Annotated in this window: 15 protein-coding genes; 8 read left to right on the forward strand and 7 right to left on the reverse strand. The window is 34.5% G+C overall.

All coding sequences use genetic code 11. The annotated features are described in order from the left end of the window. The first annotated feature begins 2 nt into the window (after positions 1-2). The 3 genes from EZ428_RS01820 to EZ428_RS01830 are packed head-to-tail and all read left to right on the forward strand — an operon-like array spanning position 3 to position 2,801. A complete protein-coding gene (locus EZ428_RS01820; RefSeq protein ID WP_131551401.1) occupies positions 3-803 on the forward strand; it encodes an acyl esterase in 801 nt (266 codons plus the stop codon). Further along, a complete protein-coding gene (locus tag EZ428_RS01825; RefSeq protein ID WP_131551402.1) occupies positions 803-1,696 on the forward strand; it encodes a glycosyltransferase family 2 protein in 894 nt (297 codons plus the stop codon). The genes EZ428_RS01820 and EZ428_RS01825 overlap by 1 nt, the downstream gene beginning before the upstream one ends. A gap of 10 nt (positions 1,697-1,706) precedes the next feature. Next, positions 1,707-2,801, forward strand: a complete 1,095-nt coding sequence (locus EZ428_RS01830; RefSeq protein ID WP_131551403.1) for a glycosyltransferase WbsX family protein — start codon at positions 1,707-1,709, stop codon at positions 2,799-2,801. Between the two features lie 3 nt (positions 2,802-2,804). On the opposite strand, the gene EZ428_RS01835 is transcribed toward EZ428_RS01830, so the two are convergent. Further along, positions 2,805-3,707: a glycosyltransferase gene (locus EZ428_RS01835; RefSeq protein WP_131551404.1), complete on the reverse strand. Its 903-nt coding sequence runs from the start codon at positions 3,705-3,707 to the stop codon at positions 2,805-2,807. Between the two features lie 65 nt (positions 3,708-3,772). On the opposite strand from EZ428_RS01835, the gene glf reads away from it, so the two are divergent. Further along, positions 3,773-4,885, forward strand: a complete 1,113-nt coding sequence (glf, locus tag EZ428_RS01840; RefSeq protein WP_225870972.1) for a UDP-galactopyranose mutase — start codon at positions 3,773-3,775, stop codon at positions 4,883-4,885. Next, positions 4,875-5,687 carry a DUF4422 domain-containing protein gene (locus EZ428_RS01845; protein WP_131551405.1) on the forward strand — a complete coding sequence of 271 codons (813 nt, stop codon included), beginning with the start codon at positions 4,875-4,877 and terminating at the stop codon, positions 5,685-5,687. The genes glf and EZ428_RS01845 overlap by 11 nt, the downstream gene beginning before the upstream one ends. Here EZ428_RS01845 and EZ428_RS01850 read toward each other — a convergent pair. The 5 genes from EZ428_RS01850 to EZ428_RS01870 form a co-directional block, all read right to left on the reverse strand. Beyond that, entirely contained in the window at positions 5,680-6,771 is a 1,092-nt protein-coding gene (locus tag EZ428_RS01850; protein ID WP_131551406.1) for an acyltransferase family protein, read from the reverse strand. The genes EZ428_RS01845 and EZ428_RS01850 overlap by 8 nt on opposite strands. Positions 6,772-6,862: 91 nt before the next feature. Beyond that, positions 6,863-9,871 (reverse strand): translation initiation factor IF-2, encoded by a 3,009-nt coding sequence (gene infB, locus EZ428_RS01855; protein ID WP_131551407.1) that lies wholly within the window; start codon positions 9,869-9,871, stop codon positions 6,863-6,865. A gap of 72 nt (positions 9,872-9,943) precedes the next feature. Further along, entirely contained in the window at positions 9,944-11,179 is a 1,236-nt protein-coding gene (nusA, locus tag EZ428_RS01860) for a transcription termination factor NusA (RefSeq protein ID WP_131551408.1), read from the reverse strand. Positions 11,180-11,183: 4 nt separating this feature from the next. Continuing rightward, on the reverse strand, positions 11,184-11,648 hold the full coding sequence (gene rimP / locus EZ428_RS01865) for a ribosome assembly cofactor RimP (RefSeq protein WP_131551409.1): 465 nt from the start codon (positions 11,646-11,648) through the stop codon (positions 11,184-11,186). A gap of 119 nt (positions 11,649-11,767) precedes the next feature. After that, complete coding sequence (locus EZ428_RS01870; protein ID WP_131551410.1) at positions 11,768-12,196, reverse strand: hypothetical protein; 429 nt, start codon at positions 12,194-12,196, stop codon at positions 11,768-11,770. 17 nt (positions 12,197-12,213) lie between these two features. Between EZ428_RS01870 and EZ428_RS01875 the strand changes: the two genes are divergently transcribed. Next, positions 12,214-12,561, forward strand: a complete 348-nt coding sequence (locus tag EZ428_RS01875) for a phage holin family protein (RefSeq protein WP_131551411.1) — start codon at positions 12,214-12,216, stop codon at positions 12,559-12,561. 93 nt (positions 12,562-12,654) lie between these two features. Here the strand turns inward: EZ428_RS01875 and EZ428_RS01880 are convergent, their stop codons facing one another. Continuing rightward, positions 12,655-13,797, reverse strand: coding sequence for an acyl-CoA dehydrogenase (locus EZ428_RS01880; RefSeq protein WP_131551412.1), 1,143 nt, complete (start codon positions 13,795-13,797; stop codon positions 12,655-12,657). A 1,449-nt stretch (positions 13,798-15,246) separates the two neighbouring features. Between EZ428_RS01880 and EZ428_RS01885 the strand changes: the two genes are divergently transcribed. Beyond that, on the forward strand, positions 15,247-16,098 hold the full coding sequence (locus EZ428_RS01885; RefSeq protein WP_165501689.1) for a helix-turn-helix domain-containing protein: 852 nt from the start codon (positions 15,247-15,249) through the stop codon (positions 16,096-16,098). Positions 16,099-16,208: 110 nt separating this feature from the next. After that, positions 16,209-18,590 (forward strand): outer membrane beta-barrel protein, encoded by a 2,382-nt coding sequence (locus EZ428_RS01890; protein ID WP_131551414.1) that lies wholly within the window; start codon positions 16,209-16,211, stop codon positions 18,588-18,590. Positions 18,591-18,598: the final 8 nt, after the last annotated feature.

Consider the following 18,598-nt stretch of genomic DNA (forward strand, 5'->3'; position numbering starts at 1 on the left):
GTATGACCGAAAATTTATACAATAAAGCAAAGGCTCTTAAAAAGGCTACTTACGAGTATGAGTTTTCCATTTGTACATTAGTAACTAGAAAAGATGAATACAATGAGATGGTTGATTCATTTCAAAGGAGTGGCTTTACTGATGACATATGTGAATTTATATATGCTGACAATACTAAGAGCAATCTTTTTGATGCATACGAAGCAATAAATTATTTTTTGCGTCAAGCGAATGGAAAGTACATTATCCTTTGCCATCAGGATATTTTAATAAACAAGGATAATGTTGCTGATTTAAAGAAACGATTATCTGACCTAGATATCAAAGATCAAAATTGGGCAATTTGCAGTAATTCTGGTGCAGCTGGACCAAACCATGTGGTATATCATATTTCTTATCCTGATGGAAGCTTTATGAACAAAGGGAAATTTCCTTTAAAAGTTTCTGCTATTGATGAAAATTTCATCCTTGTTAAAAATGAAGCGTTCCTAAAAGTATCCAATGATTTAAAAGGTTTCCATTTATATGGTACTGATTTATGCTTACAAGCAGAATTAAATGGATATTCTGCATACGTAATTCCTTTTAACTTAACGCATAAAAGTCTTGGCAATAAAAACGAAGAATTTTATGTAATTAGAAAAAAGTTGATTTCTAAGTATGATGATTTCTTTAGAAATAGATGGATACAAACCAATGTATCAATTTTTTATCTTTCTGGGTCCATTTTCAAATTGTTCTACGGTAATTCTATAACCCTTTTCTTTGCAAGAATATTTAATGGCATTAAAAAGAAGATCTGATGAGTCAACATACGAGTTTAGTTTCTATCGCCCTGTGCACGTATAATGGAGAGAAATACCTAAAAGCACAACTGGATTCATTAGTAATTCAAGATTACCAAAACTTAGAAATTATCATCGTTGATGATTGTTCTACTGATAATACAGTTAGCATAATAAAAGAATATCAGAAACTTCGCTCAAACATAACTCTCTATATTAATGAGAAGAATTTGGGATTCAACAAAAATTTTAAAAAAGCTTTAGAAAATTGTAAGGGTGACTATATAGCTTTTGCTGATCAAGATGATATGTGGGAGTTGAACAAGATTTCCAAAATGGTTGAAAACATTGGGGATAATCTCTTAATATACCATAATTCTGCCTATATAGATGAAAATGGTATTCCTAATGGATTATCAAAAAAGTCTCATCATAAATTTGTATCTGGCGATTGTGCTATAAATTTCTTGTATTATAATTGTGTTTCGGGACACGCTTGCATGATTAATAAGGATTTATTAGAGACAACACCCCCATTTCCCAAGGACTTTTATTATGATTGGTGGTTTGCCTACACTGCTGCAAATACCGGGAGGATTAATTTTTTAAATGAAAGTTTAGTAAAGCACCGAAAGCATAGTAACAGCTCTACAAGTGCAGACCATACAGACCCTAGAAGTTTAAGGTTATATCAATTTAAATTATTTTTAGCTCACCCAATGACAATTGGATCAGTGAAAGAAATGCTTCTAAAGCTAATTCATAATTATGAGGAGTTGAGATTCAAGAAATTTTCCTTAAAATTGTTCTCAATTCTAATTAGAAACGCTCATCAATTATTTTACATCCGAAAAAAATCAGTTTATAGCAGATTAAAATTTTTGATAACCGAGAGCACACAACACCAATAATACCTTAATAATGGACAACATTAAACCAATTGCTTTTTATCTTCCTCAATACCATCAAATTAAAGAAAATAACGAATGGTGGGGCGAAGGATTTACTGAGTGGACAAATGTTAAAAAAGCAACACCAAAGTTTAAAGACCATTACCAGCCTCACATTCCCATTAACAATAATTATTACGATTTGAGTGATAATAATGTACTTGAGAAACAAACTAAAATAGCTCAAAAATACGGTTTACATGGTTTCTGCTTTTATCATTACTGGTTTAATGGAGAACTGCTATTAGAAACACCTTTACATAATCTATTGGCTAATAAAAGTCCAGAATTACCATTTTGTCTATGTTGGGCAAATGAAAACTGGACAAGAACGTGGGATGGTCAAGAGAAAGAAGTTTTAAAGAAACAAAACTATTCATTAGATGATGACTTAAAGCACATTAAGTATCTAATGCCATTCTTTAAAGATGAACGATATATTAAAATTGATGGAAAACCTGTTTTCTTAATGTATAGAACAGAATTACACCCTAATATTAAAGAAGCTTCTGAAATTTGGAGAGAAGAAGTAAAAAAAGCGGGGTTTCCTGATTTATATTTGATTAGAGTAGAGAACTTCGAAAGAAATATTGATCCTGTCTTACATGGTTTTGATGCAGGAACAGAATTTGCGCCAGATGGAAAATATAGTGGCGAAAAAGCAGCAAAGAAAAATATGCTTAGTTATTTAGTGAGTAAAATGCTCCATAAATCGAGCATTAAAAGATCTGCTAAATTTACCAATAAGGTTTTTTCATACCCTACATTGGTTAATAATATGATTAACAAGCCAAAACCAAACTACAAATATTTTAGATGTATTAGTCCGTCTTGGGATAATTCCGCTAGGAGAAAGGAAAATGCTACAATTTATATAGATTCGAACCCAAAATTATTTGGTACCTGGGCTAAAAAGATGGTCTCTTATACCAAAAATAATTTCCCCAAAAACGAACAGTTTTTATTTATTAATGCATGGAATGAATGGGGTGAAGGTTGTCACTTAGAGCCAGATGAGAAAGTAGGCTATGCTTATTTGGAAGAATTAAAAAAAGCAGTCACATAATTTTTATGAAATTTGATTAGATTTTTTTAAAAAAATCTTAATTAGATGCAGGTATAATTTTAGAAATAAAGTCCATTTTATGACTCTAGATTTCCTGCTCTGCATTAGCATTGATTTAACTTCTTCGAATTTAAAGTCCTCATCCCTCATTCTACCCATCATACTCCTAAATCCTCTTTTTTCTAAAAGCAAAATTTTATGATCGGGTAAACTAGCGGTATCAATCGGCAATTTAAAGCTCCATTTAGTATGAACTTTGAGAATCTCTTCCAGCCAGGTTTTATCTGTATAACCCTCCGAAAAATGCTCAATCAAAATATCGAATGTTACACCAATTTCAAATTTTTGACCTATTCCCAAAGAAAAATCTAAATCATAACCATGGAATTTTTTTAACAGTTTTTCATCAAACGGATAAGTAGCTATTGCCATTTTTGTGCAACATAGCCAAACTCCATCAATACTAGCCACATTTATAAATTTCTCATTATGTGGATTTGAATATAGTAGCTGTTTCTCTTTATTAGCATATTTGTAACGTTGTATAATATTGAAGTTAAGTAATTCAGGGGCTTCATTTTCATAACAATACCAACTGGAAGGCGCCACTGATTTATATTGAGATCCAGCAACCCCAATTAAACCAAGACCTGAGTTACTATTAAAGAGATTAACTACAATTTCTCCCCAATTTTTTGTTTTGATCAGCAAATCTTCATGCATAAAGCATAACAGATTATATTTTGCTTTTAAAGCGCCGTCATTGTATAATTCGCAAATCCCTTTTACTCCCTTACTATTTTCTATCGCAATAATTTCAAAATCGACACCAATTGTTAGGGCAATATTTTCTTCTAACCCCGCTAAAAGTTCTTGGTTTACTGATGCAATTATTATAGAAATCATTTAAAGCAAAACTAATCTTTATAAAATAATATTTTCATAATGGCAATAATTATATTTGTTACTATATGGCTATGAATTATGATTACCTCATTGTTGGTTCAGGGCTTTTCGGAGCAACATTTGCACATCAAATGACTAAAGCAGGTAAAAAATGTTTAGTTATTGATAAAAGAGAGCACATTGGAGGAAATGTTTTTTGTAAGGAAATTGAAGGTATAAATATCCATTGGTATGGCCCACATATATTTCACACTAACGATAAAGAAATTTGGGATTTCGTTAATTCATTCGTCGAATTTAATAGATTTACCTATTCTCCAGTAGCCAATTACAAGGACACAATGTACAGCTTGCCTTTCAATATGAATACCTTTTATCAACTTTGGGGAGCAAAAACACCAGAAGAAGCTAAGTTGATTATCAAAACCCAAGTTGAAAACAACCTAGTTAAAAAACCTAAAAATCTTGAAGAACAGGCACTAAACTTGGTGGGCACAGACATTTATACAAAGCTCATTAAAGGTTATACAGAAAAGCAATGGGGAAGAAAGGCTACTGAACTACCTGCTTTTATTATCAAACGCTTACCTATTAGGTTTACGTTTGATAATAATTACTTTAATGATAAATATCAGGGTATTCCTATGGGTGGTTACAACAAACTCATAGAGGGATTGCTTGAAGGTATTGAGGTAAAGTTAGAAACAGATTTCTTTTTAGAAAAGAAAGAATTAATGAAACTTGCTCCTAAACTTGTATATACTGGCAAATTAGATGAATACTTTGATTATTCGTTAGGACACTTACAATATCGCAGTTTGAATTTTGAGCATCAAATATTAGATGCCGAAAACTACCAGGGAACTGCTGCTGTAAATTATACTGATTCTGAAACCCCCTATACTCGTATAGTTGAACATAAACATTTTGAATTTGGGAAACAGGCGAAAACTGTTATTACGAAGGAATACCCTTTAGAATGGACACCACAAAATGAACCTTACTATCCAATAAACGATACAAGTAATGAAGATCTAGCAAATAAGTATAAAAAGTTGAAAGAACTAGAACCTAATGTTATTTTTGGCGGCAGACTAGCAGAGTACAAATACTATGATATGCATCAAGTAATTGGAGCTGCCCTTCATACAGCAAAAAATGAATTAAATGTACGATAAAGACCTAACCATTTTCAGTGTTTTCCATAAGGAATATCCCGTTCCAAATTGCTCTTTCATTAAACCTATACAAGTTGGTAAAGACAAAAGTCAAATTGATTTAGGTTTTTTGAGTGATAGTGACGGAGAAAATATCTCAGATAGGAATAGTCGCTTTTGTGAAACCACTGCATTATATTGGATTTGGAAAAACCTCGATAAAATAGACAGCCAATATATAGGTTTATCACATTATAGGAGATATTTTAGCTTGCCAGAGGTAGAGATAAAGCAAAATTTCTGGCGGCAAAAAAAAAATCAAGTTAACTCAGATGCCTATATTAAATCTTTATCTGACGCTAACCTAGATGCAATATCATCACCAATGATCAAAAATCATCTATTAGAAAAATTAAACAAAAAACAAATTGTGCTAGCTAAGGCGAGCAGTGTGGGTTGCTTAGGCGTTTATCCTTTGAATATTAAAGATCAATTTATATATTATCACTTGCGAGAGGATTGGGCTCTTTTTGAAGAGGCCTTAGAAAAATTGGCACCAACCTATTTTGAATTTGCAAAAACCTTCTTCTCATCAGGAAATACCATGCATTGCTATCATATGTTTACGGCTGACAAACAGTTTATTGAAGCTTACTGTTCATGGCTATTTCCAATTTTATTTGAGCTTGAAAAAACCATCAAAGTTAGTCCATATGCTTATCAAAATCGTACAATAGGTTTTTTAAGCGAGCGTCTCCTTAACCTGTATATCTATAAGAAACAGCTGTCTATTTCAGAAATGCCTATAGTTTATTTTACCTAGAACCAATTGACCATTTGAATTTAGTCTTTGAAATAAGCTTAGCAAGCAATAAGGCCAAAGTATAAGTAAAAATGAATCTCAACAGCGAATAACCAACAACACTTACTGCTGATATACTATTTAAATCAAGATTAAAAGGTCTTACAATTTCAATCAATATCCAATCTATTAATATTTGATGAAGCAGATATATCCCAAAGGTAGTATGTCTAGGATTTAATGTATTTTGTACACCTTTCATATCTCCCATCTTTAACAATAGCGCAAACATTCCAAGAGAGTAAAATATATTTGTTATCCGCAATGTGTTAAATGGATCTGTCATCCCTAAATCCATTAAGTGTATAGTTTCTAATGTGCTCAGCACAAAGAGAACAATATTGACAATTATGATTACAGTAAATGAAAGCTTGTTTAGTTTATGCTTTACCTCAGCAAAGTTCTTATTCAAAAAAATTCCCAGCCAAAGATAAAATACAAAGCCAAATAAAGCAGTTGTATGTTCTACTGGTATCCACCCATAATAAAGATTTATGCTATAAAAAAAAGACATAAAACCCAAAATCAAACCAAAAACCCATTTATAAATGTATTTTTTAAAGATGAGCAAAATGGCAATACAGATTAAAAAATTGAGGATAAACCAATAGTTACTATGAAAAATCACTCGAAAAAACATCCCTATAGTTGCATCGTACCAATCACCCGGAAGGTTTTTTGAATCGCCTGATTTTAAGAACATAAACACACGCTGACCGATACTTATTGCTAAGTATATAAAAATCCAAAACAGCCAAGGGCCAATTGTATTCTTAAAACGGTTTCTAATGTATTGTAAGGGGGTATATTCAGTAAATTTATGATTAATAAGGAAGCCACTAATAAGAAAGAAGGCAATAGTTGCAAACTTAAACAATTGCATGTATCCTGCCTGGATTAATTTATCACTATAGCTGTCATACTTTAATAACCAAAAAGCAGAACTATGTTCAATAACAATACCCAACATGGCAATGCCGCGAATAGAGTCTATAAAATCGAAATTTTTCTTGGGAGTTTCTAAAGTGGTGATGGTATTAGTCATTAATTAATTGACGGGATTTAACTCAATAGGTTTAAAACAAAAAAGGGAACGATACAAATATCGCTCCCTTATATTTTAAGAATTAGAAATGTTACAATTTACGTTTCACCTCTACTTGTTCGTACGCCTCTACAATGTCTCCAACCTCAATATTGTTAAAGTTTTGGATGTTTAGACCACACTCGTAACCTTTGGAAACTTCCTTAACATCGTCTTTGAAACGTTTTAATGAAGCTAGTTCTCCAGTATATACTACAACACCATCACGCACAATACGGATTTTGCTGTTTCTAGTAATCTTACCGTCTAATACCATACAACCTGCAATGGTACCAACTTTAGTAATTTTAAAAGTTTCTCTAATCTCTACGTTAGCCACAATTTTCTCTTCAAATTCTGGAGCCAACATACCTTCCATCGCAGCTTTAATCTCATTAATTGCATCGTAAATAATAGAATATAAACGAATATCAATTTGTTCAGCCTCTGCTAATTTACGAGCACCTGGCGAAGGGCGTACTTGGAAACCGATAATGATTGCATCTGAAGCAGATGCTAATAACACATCAGATTCTGAAATTTGACCTACAGCTTTACCAATAATATTGATTTGGATCTCTTCAGTAGATAGTTTCAACAATGAATCGGCCAATGCCTCAATTGAACCATCCACATCACCTTTAACAATTAAGTTTAACTCTTTAAAGTTACCAATTGCCAAACGACGACCAATTTCATCCAATGTAATATGTTTCTGCGTACGCAAACCTTGCTCACGCATTAATTGTAAACGTTTATTCGCAATCTCTCTTGCTTCAACCTCACTCTCCATTGCGTTGAATTTATCACCCGCTGTTGGTGCACCTTGCATACCTAATACTTGTACTGGTACAGATGGGCCAGCTTCAGAAACTTTCGCACCACGTTCGTTAAATAAAGCTTTAACCTTACCACTATAACTTCCTGCCAAGATTGGATCTCCAACTCTTAATGTACCAGCTTGAACCAATACTGTAGTTACAATACCACGACCTTTATCTAAAGTTGCCTCGATAACCGTACCTGTTGCACGTTTATTAGGGTTAGCCTGTAATTCTAATAACTCAGCTTCTAATAATACTTTATCTAAAAGCAAATCAACATTTAATCCGCTTTTGCTTGAGATTTCTTGCGATTGGAATTTTCCACCCCAATCTTCAACCAAGATATTCATTGCAGATAATTGTTCTTTTACTCTATCTGAGTTAGCACCTGGCTTATCTATTTTTGTAAATGCAAATACTAAAGGTACTCCAGCAGCTTGTGCGTGATTAATTGCTTCTTTAGTTTGAGGCATCACTGCATCATCCGCAGCAATAACAATAATTGCAATATCCGCTACTTTGGCACCACGAGCACGCATCGCTGTAAAGGCTTCGTGACCAGGTGTATCTAAAAAAGTAACTTGTTTGCCAGAGTTAGTTGTTACTTTATAAGCTCCAATATGCTGTGTAATACCACCGGCCTCACCTGCTACAACATTCGCTTTACGAATATAATCTAGCAATGATGTTTTACCATGATCTACGTGACCCATGATGGTTACCACAGGAACCCTAGTCTCTAAATCTTCAGGTGCATCTTCTTCTTCAATTACACTATCAGCTTCTTCATCAGCTTTTACAAACTGAATTTCATAACCAAATTCATCAGCAACAATGGTTAAAGTTTCTGCATCTAAACGCTGGTTAATAGAAACGAACATTCCTAAGCTCATACAAGTACCAATAATTTTGGTAACTGGTACATCCATCATATTAGCCAATTCATTTGCCGTAACAAACTCTGTAACTTTTAATACTTTAGATTGTAATTGCTCTTCTGCTGCTGCTTCCTCTGCAGTTAATGCAACATCATCACGTTTTTGACGACGTAATTTTGCTCTTTGTGCAAATTTACCAGATTTACCTGCTCCACTTAAGCGAGCAAGTGTTGCTTTAATCTGATCTTGTATTTCTTTTTCTGTTGGTTCTTCTTTAGCACCGCCTGTTGATGGGGCACCCGGTCTAGCATTTCTAAAGTTTGGACGACCACCAGCCGTATTGTTGGTATTATTTCTAAAATCTGGTCTATTAGCTGGGACACCAGTACCTGCAGGGCGAGGAGTTTGTTGTCCTTGTTGCTGAGGTTGGCTTTGTCCACCTTGATTACCACCTTGTGCTTGTTGAGGGGCATTTGGCCCACCAGGAGTTTTCTTGCGCTTGCGTTTACGTTTCGCGGCTTCACTATCGCCAGATGATGCTACAGGTTGGTTTCTACGATCAGGAGTTGTTGGCAATACAATTTTACCAATAATGTTTGGCCCTGATAATTTAACCGAACGAGCTTTAATTACTTCATCCTCTGCTGGAGTTTCTTTAACCTCGGCAACAGGAGTTGGGGCAACTGGTTCAGCAGCTTTTGGTTTTTCTTCAACCTTTACTTCTTCAACTGGTGCTTTTACTTCTGGAGCAGGTGTTTTAGCTACTTCAACAGGCGCAGGTTTCTCTGCAACTGGCGCAGGAGCTTTTGGTGCTTCGGGAGCTGGTATTTCTTTTTTAGCCTCAACTACAGGAGCTGGCTCTTCCTTTTTATCAGGACGAGTTTTACTATTTAAGTTGCTAAGATCTATTTTACCAACAATTTTCACACCTGGTAAAGAACCTTCTTCTTCTTTAGCAACAACTGGTTCAGGAGCCTTAACTGGCTCAACTGGTTTTGCCTCAACAGGTTTTTCTTCCTTAGGCTTCTCAACCGGAGGAGTATATGAATGAAGATTCTTGATTAAGATACCTTCGTTTTCAAAATCTTGTTTTTTACTAGGCACCTCAGGAGCTCTCTCAGCTGCTTCGGGTTCGTCACGACGTATTTTACCTATAACTATCTGATTGGCTTCTTCTTTTACGATTTTATCCCCCTGAAACTCTCTCATCAATGTATCATACATTTCTTTAGAAAGTTTTGTAGTGGGCTTATTTTCCACAGCAAAGCCCTTCTTACCAAGAAATTCTACTGCTGTAGCAATTCCTATGTTAAGCTCTTTGGCTGCTTTAAATAAAATTACGGCTTTGTCGTCTGACATCTATTATCCTATTTTTTTACTAATTATATACAAAAGTAACGTTTATTCCTTGTTTATTCAAGCATACAACGTTTATTCAAATTCCGACTGAAGAATACCAATTACTTCTTTAATTGTTTCCTCTTCTAAATCGGTTCTTTTTACTAATTCATCAACAGATAAAGCTAATACACTTTTTGCTGTATCACAACCAATAGCTTTCAATTCATCAATGATCCAGCTATCAATTTCATCTGAGAATTCTTCGATATCCACATCTTCATCTTCTTCGCCAGCTTCACGATAAACATCAATTTCATATCCGGTTAATTTACCTGCCAATTTAATGTTATGTCCACCTCTACCAATTGCCAATGAAACCTGATCTGGTTTTAAGTAAACCGAAGCATGTTTTGTAGCGTCATCCAATTTAATAGATGTGATTTTTGCAGGGCTTAAAGCACGTTGAATGTATAGTGAAACATTATTTGTAAAGTTAATTACATCAATATTTTCATTTTTTAATTCTCTTACGATTCCGTGAATACGAGAACCTTTCATACCAACACAAGCACCTACTGGATCAATTCTATCATCATAAGATTCTACAGCAACTTTAGCACGCTCTCCTGGTTCACGAACAATTTTCTTAATGGTAATTAAACCATCAAAAATTTCTGGAACTTCAATTTCGAATAAACGTTGCAAAAACTCAGGCGCAATCCTAGAGATGATAATTTTTGGAGTTGCATTAACCATATCAACTTTAGAAATTACAGCACGAACCGAATCTCCTTTTTTGAAATAATCAGCCGGAATTTGCTCTGTTTTAGGCATCATTAATTCATTGCCTTCATCATCTAATACCAAAGTTTCTTTTTTCCAAACTTGATAAACCTCACCGGTTACAATCTCGCCAACTCTATCTTTATATTTTTTGAAGATTTCGTCTTTTTCTAACTCTAAAACCTTAGAAACCAAAGTCTGACGAGCAGCTAAAATCGCTCTTCGACCAAAACTTTCTAATGTGATTTGCTCAATGTAGTCATCTCCAACTTCCATATCGGCATCTAATAATTTCACTTCTGCAAGTTCAATTTCTAGATCATCATCCTCAGAAAAACCATCCTCCATTACTTTCCGAGTTCTCCAGATTTCCAAATCCCCGTTATCTGGATTCACGATTACGTCACAGTTTTCGTCTGTGCCATATTTTTTACGCAACATACTGCGAAATACCTCTTCCAGCACACTAATTACTGTAGGGCGGTCGATATTCTTGAAGTCTTTAAACTCCTGAAATGAATCGATTAAGTTAATATTGCTCATTTTTTTATTTAAATGAAATTAAAACCTTTGTTTCTACTATATTATTAAATTCAATTTGGGCTTCTACCAGTTGAACTTTTTTACCTTTTTCTTTTACTTTTTCTTCTATTATAATTGCAGTATCGTTAACGGCAAGCAATTTCCCTTCTTTCATTTTCCCATCTGCCAACTTAACGCTCAAATCTCTGCCAATGTTTTTATCATATTGACGATTTAATAAAAGCGGCTCACCAACACCAGGGGATGAAACTTCTAAATTATAAGCTTTTTCAATCGTATTTTCTTCTTCCAAATGAAAGCCAACATGCCTGCTAATTGCCGCACAATCTTGTATGCTTATCCCCTCATCACCATCTACGTGAATAATCAACTTGTTATTTGGCAACATTTTTATTGACACCAAAAACAATTCAGGTTTGTCGGCAATCTTTTCTTCTACAAGTTCTTTAACTCTTTTTTCTACCTGCATATCCTAATTTGTTGTAAAAGAAAAGAGGGGACACTGTCCCCTCTTCTTCCTCTATTACGGTGCAAATGTACGAATTATTTTTTCAAAATCAAAAATGCATTTGAAAATGAGGACAATACCTACCGCTGCAATATTTGTTGTTGCGCTTTTACCTTAAAGCCAACTTTAGATTTTATAATTTCCTTACCACTTGCAAAGTGTGCATTTAGTATTGTTTCTACTAAATATACCTTCTTTCTCTCGAAGGGAAAATTTGGGGTAAATATTAAACTATCACCTGCTACGCTTAATTTTCCGGGCCATTCTATTTCCATACTTGTCGAATCGTCTTCAGCAGGGGTCCGCAAAACAGAAACTAATTTTTGGTAGTTGCTATCTGTATTGATATTAGCTTTAAGTTGATATAATCCTGCTTCATTAATATTGGCAATAATAATGCTATTGCTATCAGAAGAAAACCGAATAGATAGTGGCTTGCTATTTGTAGCGTTACAAGCAATTAAAGCAGCACAAATAACAACTGCTAAAAACTTTATATATTTAAACATATAACTAAATTAACATTATGAAATTAATACTCGAAATTTTATTAATGGGCTTGGCAATGATGCTTGGCTCTTACCTTGTGCCTGGTGTAAGTGTTGATGGCTATGGAAGTGCAATTATTGCTGCAGTTTTAATTGCCATTGCTAATGCTACTATCGGATTATTATTAAGGGTTTTTACTTTCCCTCTAAATGTATTAACACTTGGCCTAATCTCATTTATTATTACTGTATTGATGATTTTACTGGTGGATAATTGGATGACTGGGTTTAATACATCAGGATTTTTAGCCGCCGCAATTTTAGCAATTGCAGTTTCTGTAATCAAAATGATTTTGGATTCTATTTTTGGAGTAGATAAAAAGTAAGTCTAAAAAGGATTAACCACAAAAGCCACAAAGAAATATTTTCCTTGTGGCTTTTGTTTACAAGAACCAATTCTCCTTCAGGAGATTTAGGGGTTATTTACTTAGAATACTCCTACTAATTACCATCTTTTGTATTTCTGATGTACCCTCGTATATCTGCGTAATCTTCGCGTCTCTCATCATTCTTTCTACGTGATATTCTTTCACAAAACCATAACCGCCGTGTATTTGTACTGCCTCAACAGTAACATCCATTGCTACTTTACTAGCAAATAACTTAGCCATAGAACCTGCTAAAGTATAAGATTGACCTTGGTCTTTTAACCAAGCTGCCTTGTAAACCAACATCCTCGCTGCTTCAATTTGCGTAGCCATATCTGCTAATTTGAACGCAATTGCCTGATGGTCTGAAATTGGCTTACCAAAAGATTTACGTTGTTTCGAATAGGCTAAAGCCAATTCGTAAGCACCAGCAGCAATACCCAATGCTTGCGCAGCTATGCCGATTCTACCACCTTCTAAAGTTTTCATTGCAAAAGAAAAACCGAACCCGTCATCACCAATTCTATTCTCTTTTGGAACTTTTACATCATTAAACATTAATGAATGTGTATCAGAGCCACGAATTCCTAATTTATTTTCTTTCGGACCAATGGTAAATCCAGGTGTTCCCTTTTCTACAATAAAAGCATTAATCCCTTTATGTCTTAATTCTTTATGGGTTTGTGCAATTACTAAATATGTACTGGCAGTACTTCCATTTGTAATCCAGTTTTTTGTGCCGTTTAATAGGTAATAATCACCCATATCTTCGGCTGTAGTCTGTTGAGATGTGGCATCAGACCCTGCTTCTGGCTCAGATAAACAGAATGCGCCAATCTTTTCTCCCGACGCCAACGGCTTTAAATATTTTTCTTTTTGCGCTTCATTTCCATAAGCTTCTAATCCGTAACAAACAAGCGAATTATTAACAGAAACCACAACAGAAGCAGACGCATCAACTTTTGAAAGCTCTTCCATTACCAAAACATAAGAAACAGCATCCATGCCACTTCCATTATACTTTGGATTTACCATCATTCCTAAAAAACCTAACTCCCCTAGTTTTTTTACTTGCTCTGCTGGGAATTTTTGATTTTCGTCTCTTTCGATAACACCAGGTTTTAACTCAGTCTGCGCAAAGTCCCTTGCCGCCTGCTGTATCATTACTTGTTCTTCACTTAACTCAAAAAGCATAATTAAAGTTTATAAAAGGTTAGCGTTGCCAAATTTAGTATTTCTTAATGAAATTACTATGGCTGCATAGTAATTTTTTAATCAAATTTATAATGCTTTATTTAAACAAGCTTCAAGGGTTTAGTAGGACAAAAGCATTGCAAAACAACAAAGTACTCCCTACTTTCGCTTTACGCTCCAGAAGAAAATCAGGATTCGTGTTCGCTAGAATCAACCTGCCCGCCAGACAGGCAGGACTTATTTCAAAGAGGTTTTTTGCTATTATAAGAGTTTCCCTACCTAAACACTACAGGTTTAACTTAAATAAACCTGACATAAGCGGGTGCCATTTTCTGGCAGAAACGGTGGCAGGACAAATTATCCGAAAAGCAGGGATTATGCTTTTTAAATAAGAAAAATTTTTAGGTTGGTGAGAAAAGATCACTACCAGAACATATGGAGTAATTATACCTCAATTGTCTGCCAGAGTTAACCCATATTAACGATAACCGAATGGGGCTGCCTTTGCCGCGATTCCTTAATAGTGAGAATGGCGTATCGTAGTATTGCCTTGATCTTAGGTAACTCCATAGTAAGTCCATATATTTATTGCATAATCTGGACTTTACATAGATTTTATATACTTCTATAATGAAGGTTTGTCGAAGAGATGTTTCATTGATGATCCGTCTTAACCCATACTTGGTCATGGGTAGCATAAAGGATAAATTAATTAATAGAAAATCAATAATTTTCATTCTACCTCCATCTTCCTCTATGGCATTACTCAGGCCCTATCCTAAACCTATTCTTTTGTCTCCTAGTTGTACTATAGTCTCTAAGAACTAAGGCAGTATAGGCGTATCACTATTGGACAGTTAAGGGGAGACTAAGGGAAGGGTGGATATAACTTGGACTTGACTTGGATATAACTTGGACTTGACCTGGACTTGATGGATTGAAAAGAAAGGAGGTGAAGCGCTTTGAGCGAACTCGATTGCTAGAAGAGCAATGTTTATGCTAAGATAAGAAAATTACTACCGATTATTTACTATTTATTTTGGCTTTACTGGATGTTGTTTACAATGCAATATTTATCCCTCTGGCAACTGGTTTAAAGAGCAACCTGCAACTTTTCTATAATATCCATCCTTATAAGCCTATTCTGACCATGGCTGCCAGATTAATATTCTACTGACAAATCATTATGAGTTAAAAATGCTAGGTTAGCTTAAGATTGTTATTTTTGTTTAAATGAATCTGGCTCAACAAATATTGTTTTTCTTTAGTGCTTTAGGGGTATTTAATGGTTTTATAATCAGTATTTACTTGCTATTTTTCAAAAAAGCCAAATCAACAACTTCTTGTTTTTTAGGTTTATTGCTTTTGGCGCTTTCCTTAAAGATTGGAAAGTCTTTTATCTTTTATTTCTACCCTTCATTGCCCGGTATTTATATCCAAATAGGTGTTTTGGGAAGTTCTTTTGCTGGACCATCTCTGTTTTATTTTATCAAATCGACATTAGGTCAAAGCGCCAAAATTACCTCCATCCATAAATGGACTTATCTGTTTTGGTTTATGGCAATTGTAATTGCCAGCATCATTATCCCTTATGATAATAGGCCTGATATATGGAATAATTATATCGGAACAATAATTTCTGCTCAATTCACTATTTATATTATACGATCAGGTTGGTTATTACGCAATATTTTCTCAAAGCTTTTTAATGTTAAGGAAAATACCTCCTCAACAGAAAAATTATTATTATCTGTATTTATAGGTAATCTAGTGATCCCAGTAGCATTTAAGCTATCTGTTTTCTCATTTTTTAATGGGCCCTGCATTAGTGGGGCCCTATTTTTCTCTCTTATTCTTTATCTAAATGTTTTCTTATTTATTAGCAAAAGAAAAACAAGCAGTTTTTTTTCAGATAGTCAAGACCCAGAGCGTTATGCCAATAAAAAAATTGAAGATGAGCGGGCGCTTGTATTGAAAGAGAAACTTACGCAAATCATATTAGAACAAGAACTCTATAAAAATCCTGACCTTAAGCTCAATGACCTTGCTCAAAAGATCAACATTTCAAGTCATCAATTATCACAACTTCTTAATGATAACTTAGGTAAAAGTTTTGCGGCCTATATTAATGAGTATCGTATAAACGAAGCTTGCCAGCTGATTGCTAACAATACTCCTATTAAGTTAGAAGTAATTGGTTATGAGGTTGGGTTCAACTCAAAATCTACCTTTTATGCTGCTTTTAAAAAACACACCCATACAACCCCTACGCTTTATAAAGAACAGTTATCAACTATTTGATCACATAAGATTTGTCTGAATTTATAATTCAGAACTCCCAAATCTGAAAATCAAAACCTATTCTGGCCTCTTCGCTTCTAGTTTTGGAACATTCCATAAAACCAAAACACATGAAGATTAAATCGGTATTATTATGCTTTTGCTTGTTTACAGGCACATACTTACATGCACAAACTATTAAAGGAAGACTGGTTGATGCAAAAACCAATCAAGACGTATCGTTTGCAAATTTAACATTGGTATATCAAGACCAACCAACCCTGATTAAAAATACCAATAGCGATACATTGGGTTTATTTGAATTTAAGGAGGTACCTAATGGGAAATACATTTTATCTGCCACCTTAATTGGCTATCAAAAGCTGCATAAAGAATTAACCGTTAATAAGGATGATTCAAGAACCTTGGCACTAGGTAATGTTTTAATAAACGAAGATCTTAATCTACTCAAAGAAATATCAGTTACTAGCGGAACCCCAAACTTTAGTGCTATGAATGGCCAAATAAAAATTGGTATTGCTAACAATCCTTTTTTTAAGTCTGCTTCTAATTTAATGGATGTACTTAGAAAACTCCCTGGATTACAAATTAACCAAGACGGAACAATGTTGATGGCCAGTAGAGCTACCCCAACATTGTTTGTTGACGGAAAACCGATAAATATGAATAATGATGAAATTCAGGCTTACTTAAACAGCTTAGCTCCTGAAATGGTTGAATCCATTGAATTAATTAGCCAGCCCTCCTCAAAATATGATGGCGAATATCAAGGCATTATTGACGTTAAACTAAAAAGAAATCAATCTTTAGGGTTAAAAGGAATATATAATGCTAGGTTTCAGCGAAACAACTATAGCTTACTCGACAATAACCTATCGTTTACTTATAAAACAAACAGGTTTATCTACGACTTAAAATTGGGTCATATCACTGGAAGCACCTTTTACAAATACTATGCATTACAGTACTTGCCTAATAGAAATGCCATGACTACTGATACACGAACCGTCACTTCCAACCAGAACTTTAATGTGCAGGCAAGAATGGCTTACGAATTGCAAAAAGGACAAAGTTTAGAGGTCTTTGCCCGCACCTTTCAAGTTGACAGAAATGCGGTAACAGACAATCAATTACTTACACAAACTAGCAACTTAGCACATAAAATTGCACATGTTAACGGCAGCAATAATGCATTACCCAAACAGCATAATTACGCAGGTGGACTTAATTACGATGCTAAGTTTAAAAATAGTGAGCTTCATGTAATTGCTTCTTTGGCTCAAATAGACAGTCGACAAACCGAGGACATTCAAAATTGGAATGAATTGAGCAATGAACGGCTAAATTATTGGAAAACCAATTCTACGAACAATATCTTGATCCACACTGCACAAGCAGATTACAGCCAAGCCATAGGAATAGCTAAATTGGAATTTGGTAGTAAATTTGCCTACACTACTACTCAAAATAATCTTCGCTATTACACTTTGGTTAATGCGGTTTTTAACTTAGATGCCCAGCGTAGTAATGAATTCCATTATCGTGAATATATTACCGCCGGATATCTCTCTTATCTAGGCAAATGGGATAAAATCAATTATAGCTTGGGTTTAAGAGCAGAATATACACATACAATGGCCAATTCGATAACGACCAATATGGCTACAGAAAGAAGGTATTTGAAATGGCTGCCTAGCCTCAACATTACTTATAGTATTAACAATGTTGAGCAACTTAGCTTCAGTTACAGTAGGCGGCTAACAAGACCAACTTTCCCAGCTTTAAATCCCTTCCGTTTTTACTACAGTCCACGCCATTATTGGATAGGAAACCCATACCTACAACCATCAACAACTAATCTTTTCGCATTGGCGTATAATAGGAAAGCGATTAACATTTCATTAAATGCTGGACGAGAAACAGATGTCCTCGCCCGTTACCCCGAATACAATCCAGCTACAAATGAACTAATTTTTTTAGGTCGAAATCTTCCCTACAGAAATTTTGCAAACCTGCAGTTAAGTTCACCCTTAATTATTAATAAATGGTGGCGAATGAACAACAATGTTGGGTTTTATTACAACAAGGAGCTAACTCCTTACTTCAATCAAACCTACCGTATTGGTGTATTTAACTATACGATTAACGGCAGTCAAGTTTTCAACTTAAAAGATTGGTTGTTGGATGTTGGCTATAGTTACGAATCAAAAAGTGGCAACGGTCTTTACATATTTAAACCTGTTTACGGAATTGATTTTGGTTTGCAAAAAGCTTGGTTCAAAAACAAGCTCAACACCAAGCTTACGCTTTACGATGCCTTCGACAACATCAAAAGAAGATTGATTTTCAGGGAAAAAAGCATTATTAATAATGATATGTATCATTATTTTGGCGCACAACGCTTGGTTTTTAGCTTAACGTACAACTTTGGCACCTCTACTTACAAAAGTAAGGAAAACAAAAGAAGCGAGGAAGAGAATAGAGCCAACTAAATTCTACA

Origin of the sequence: Pedobacter frigiditerrae (assembly GCF_004331645.1) — a bacterium.
Taxonomy (GTDB): Bacteria; Bacteroidota; Bacteroidia; order Sphingobacteriales; family Sphingobacteriaceae; genus Pedobacter; species Pedobacter frigiditerrae.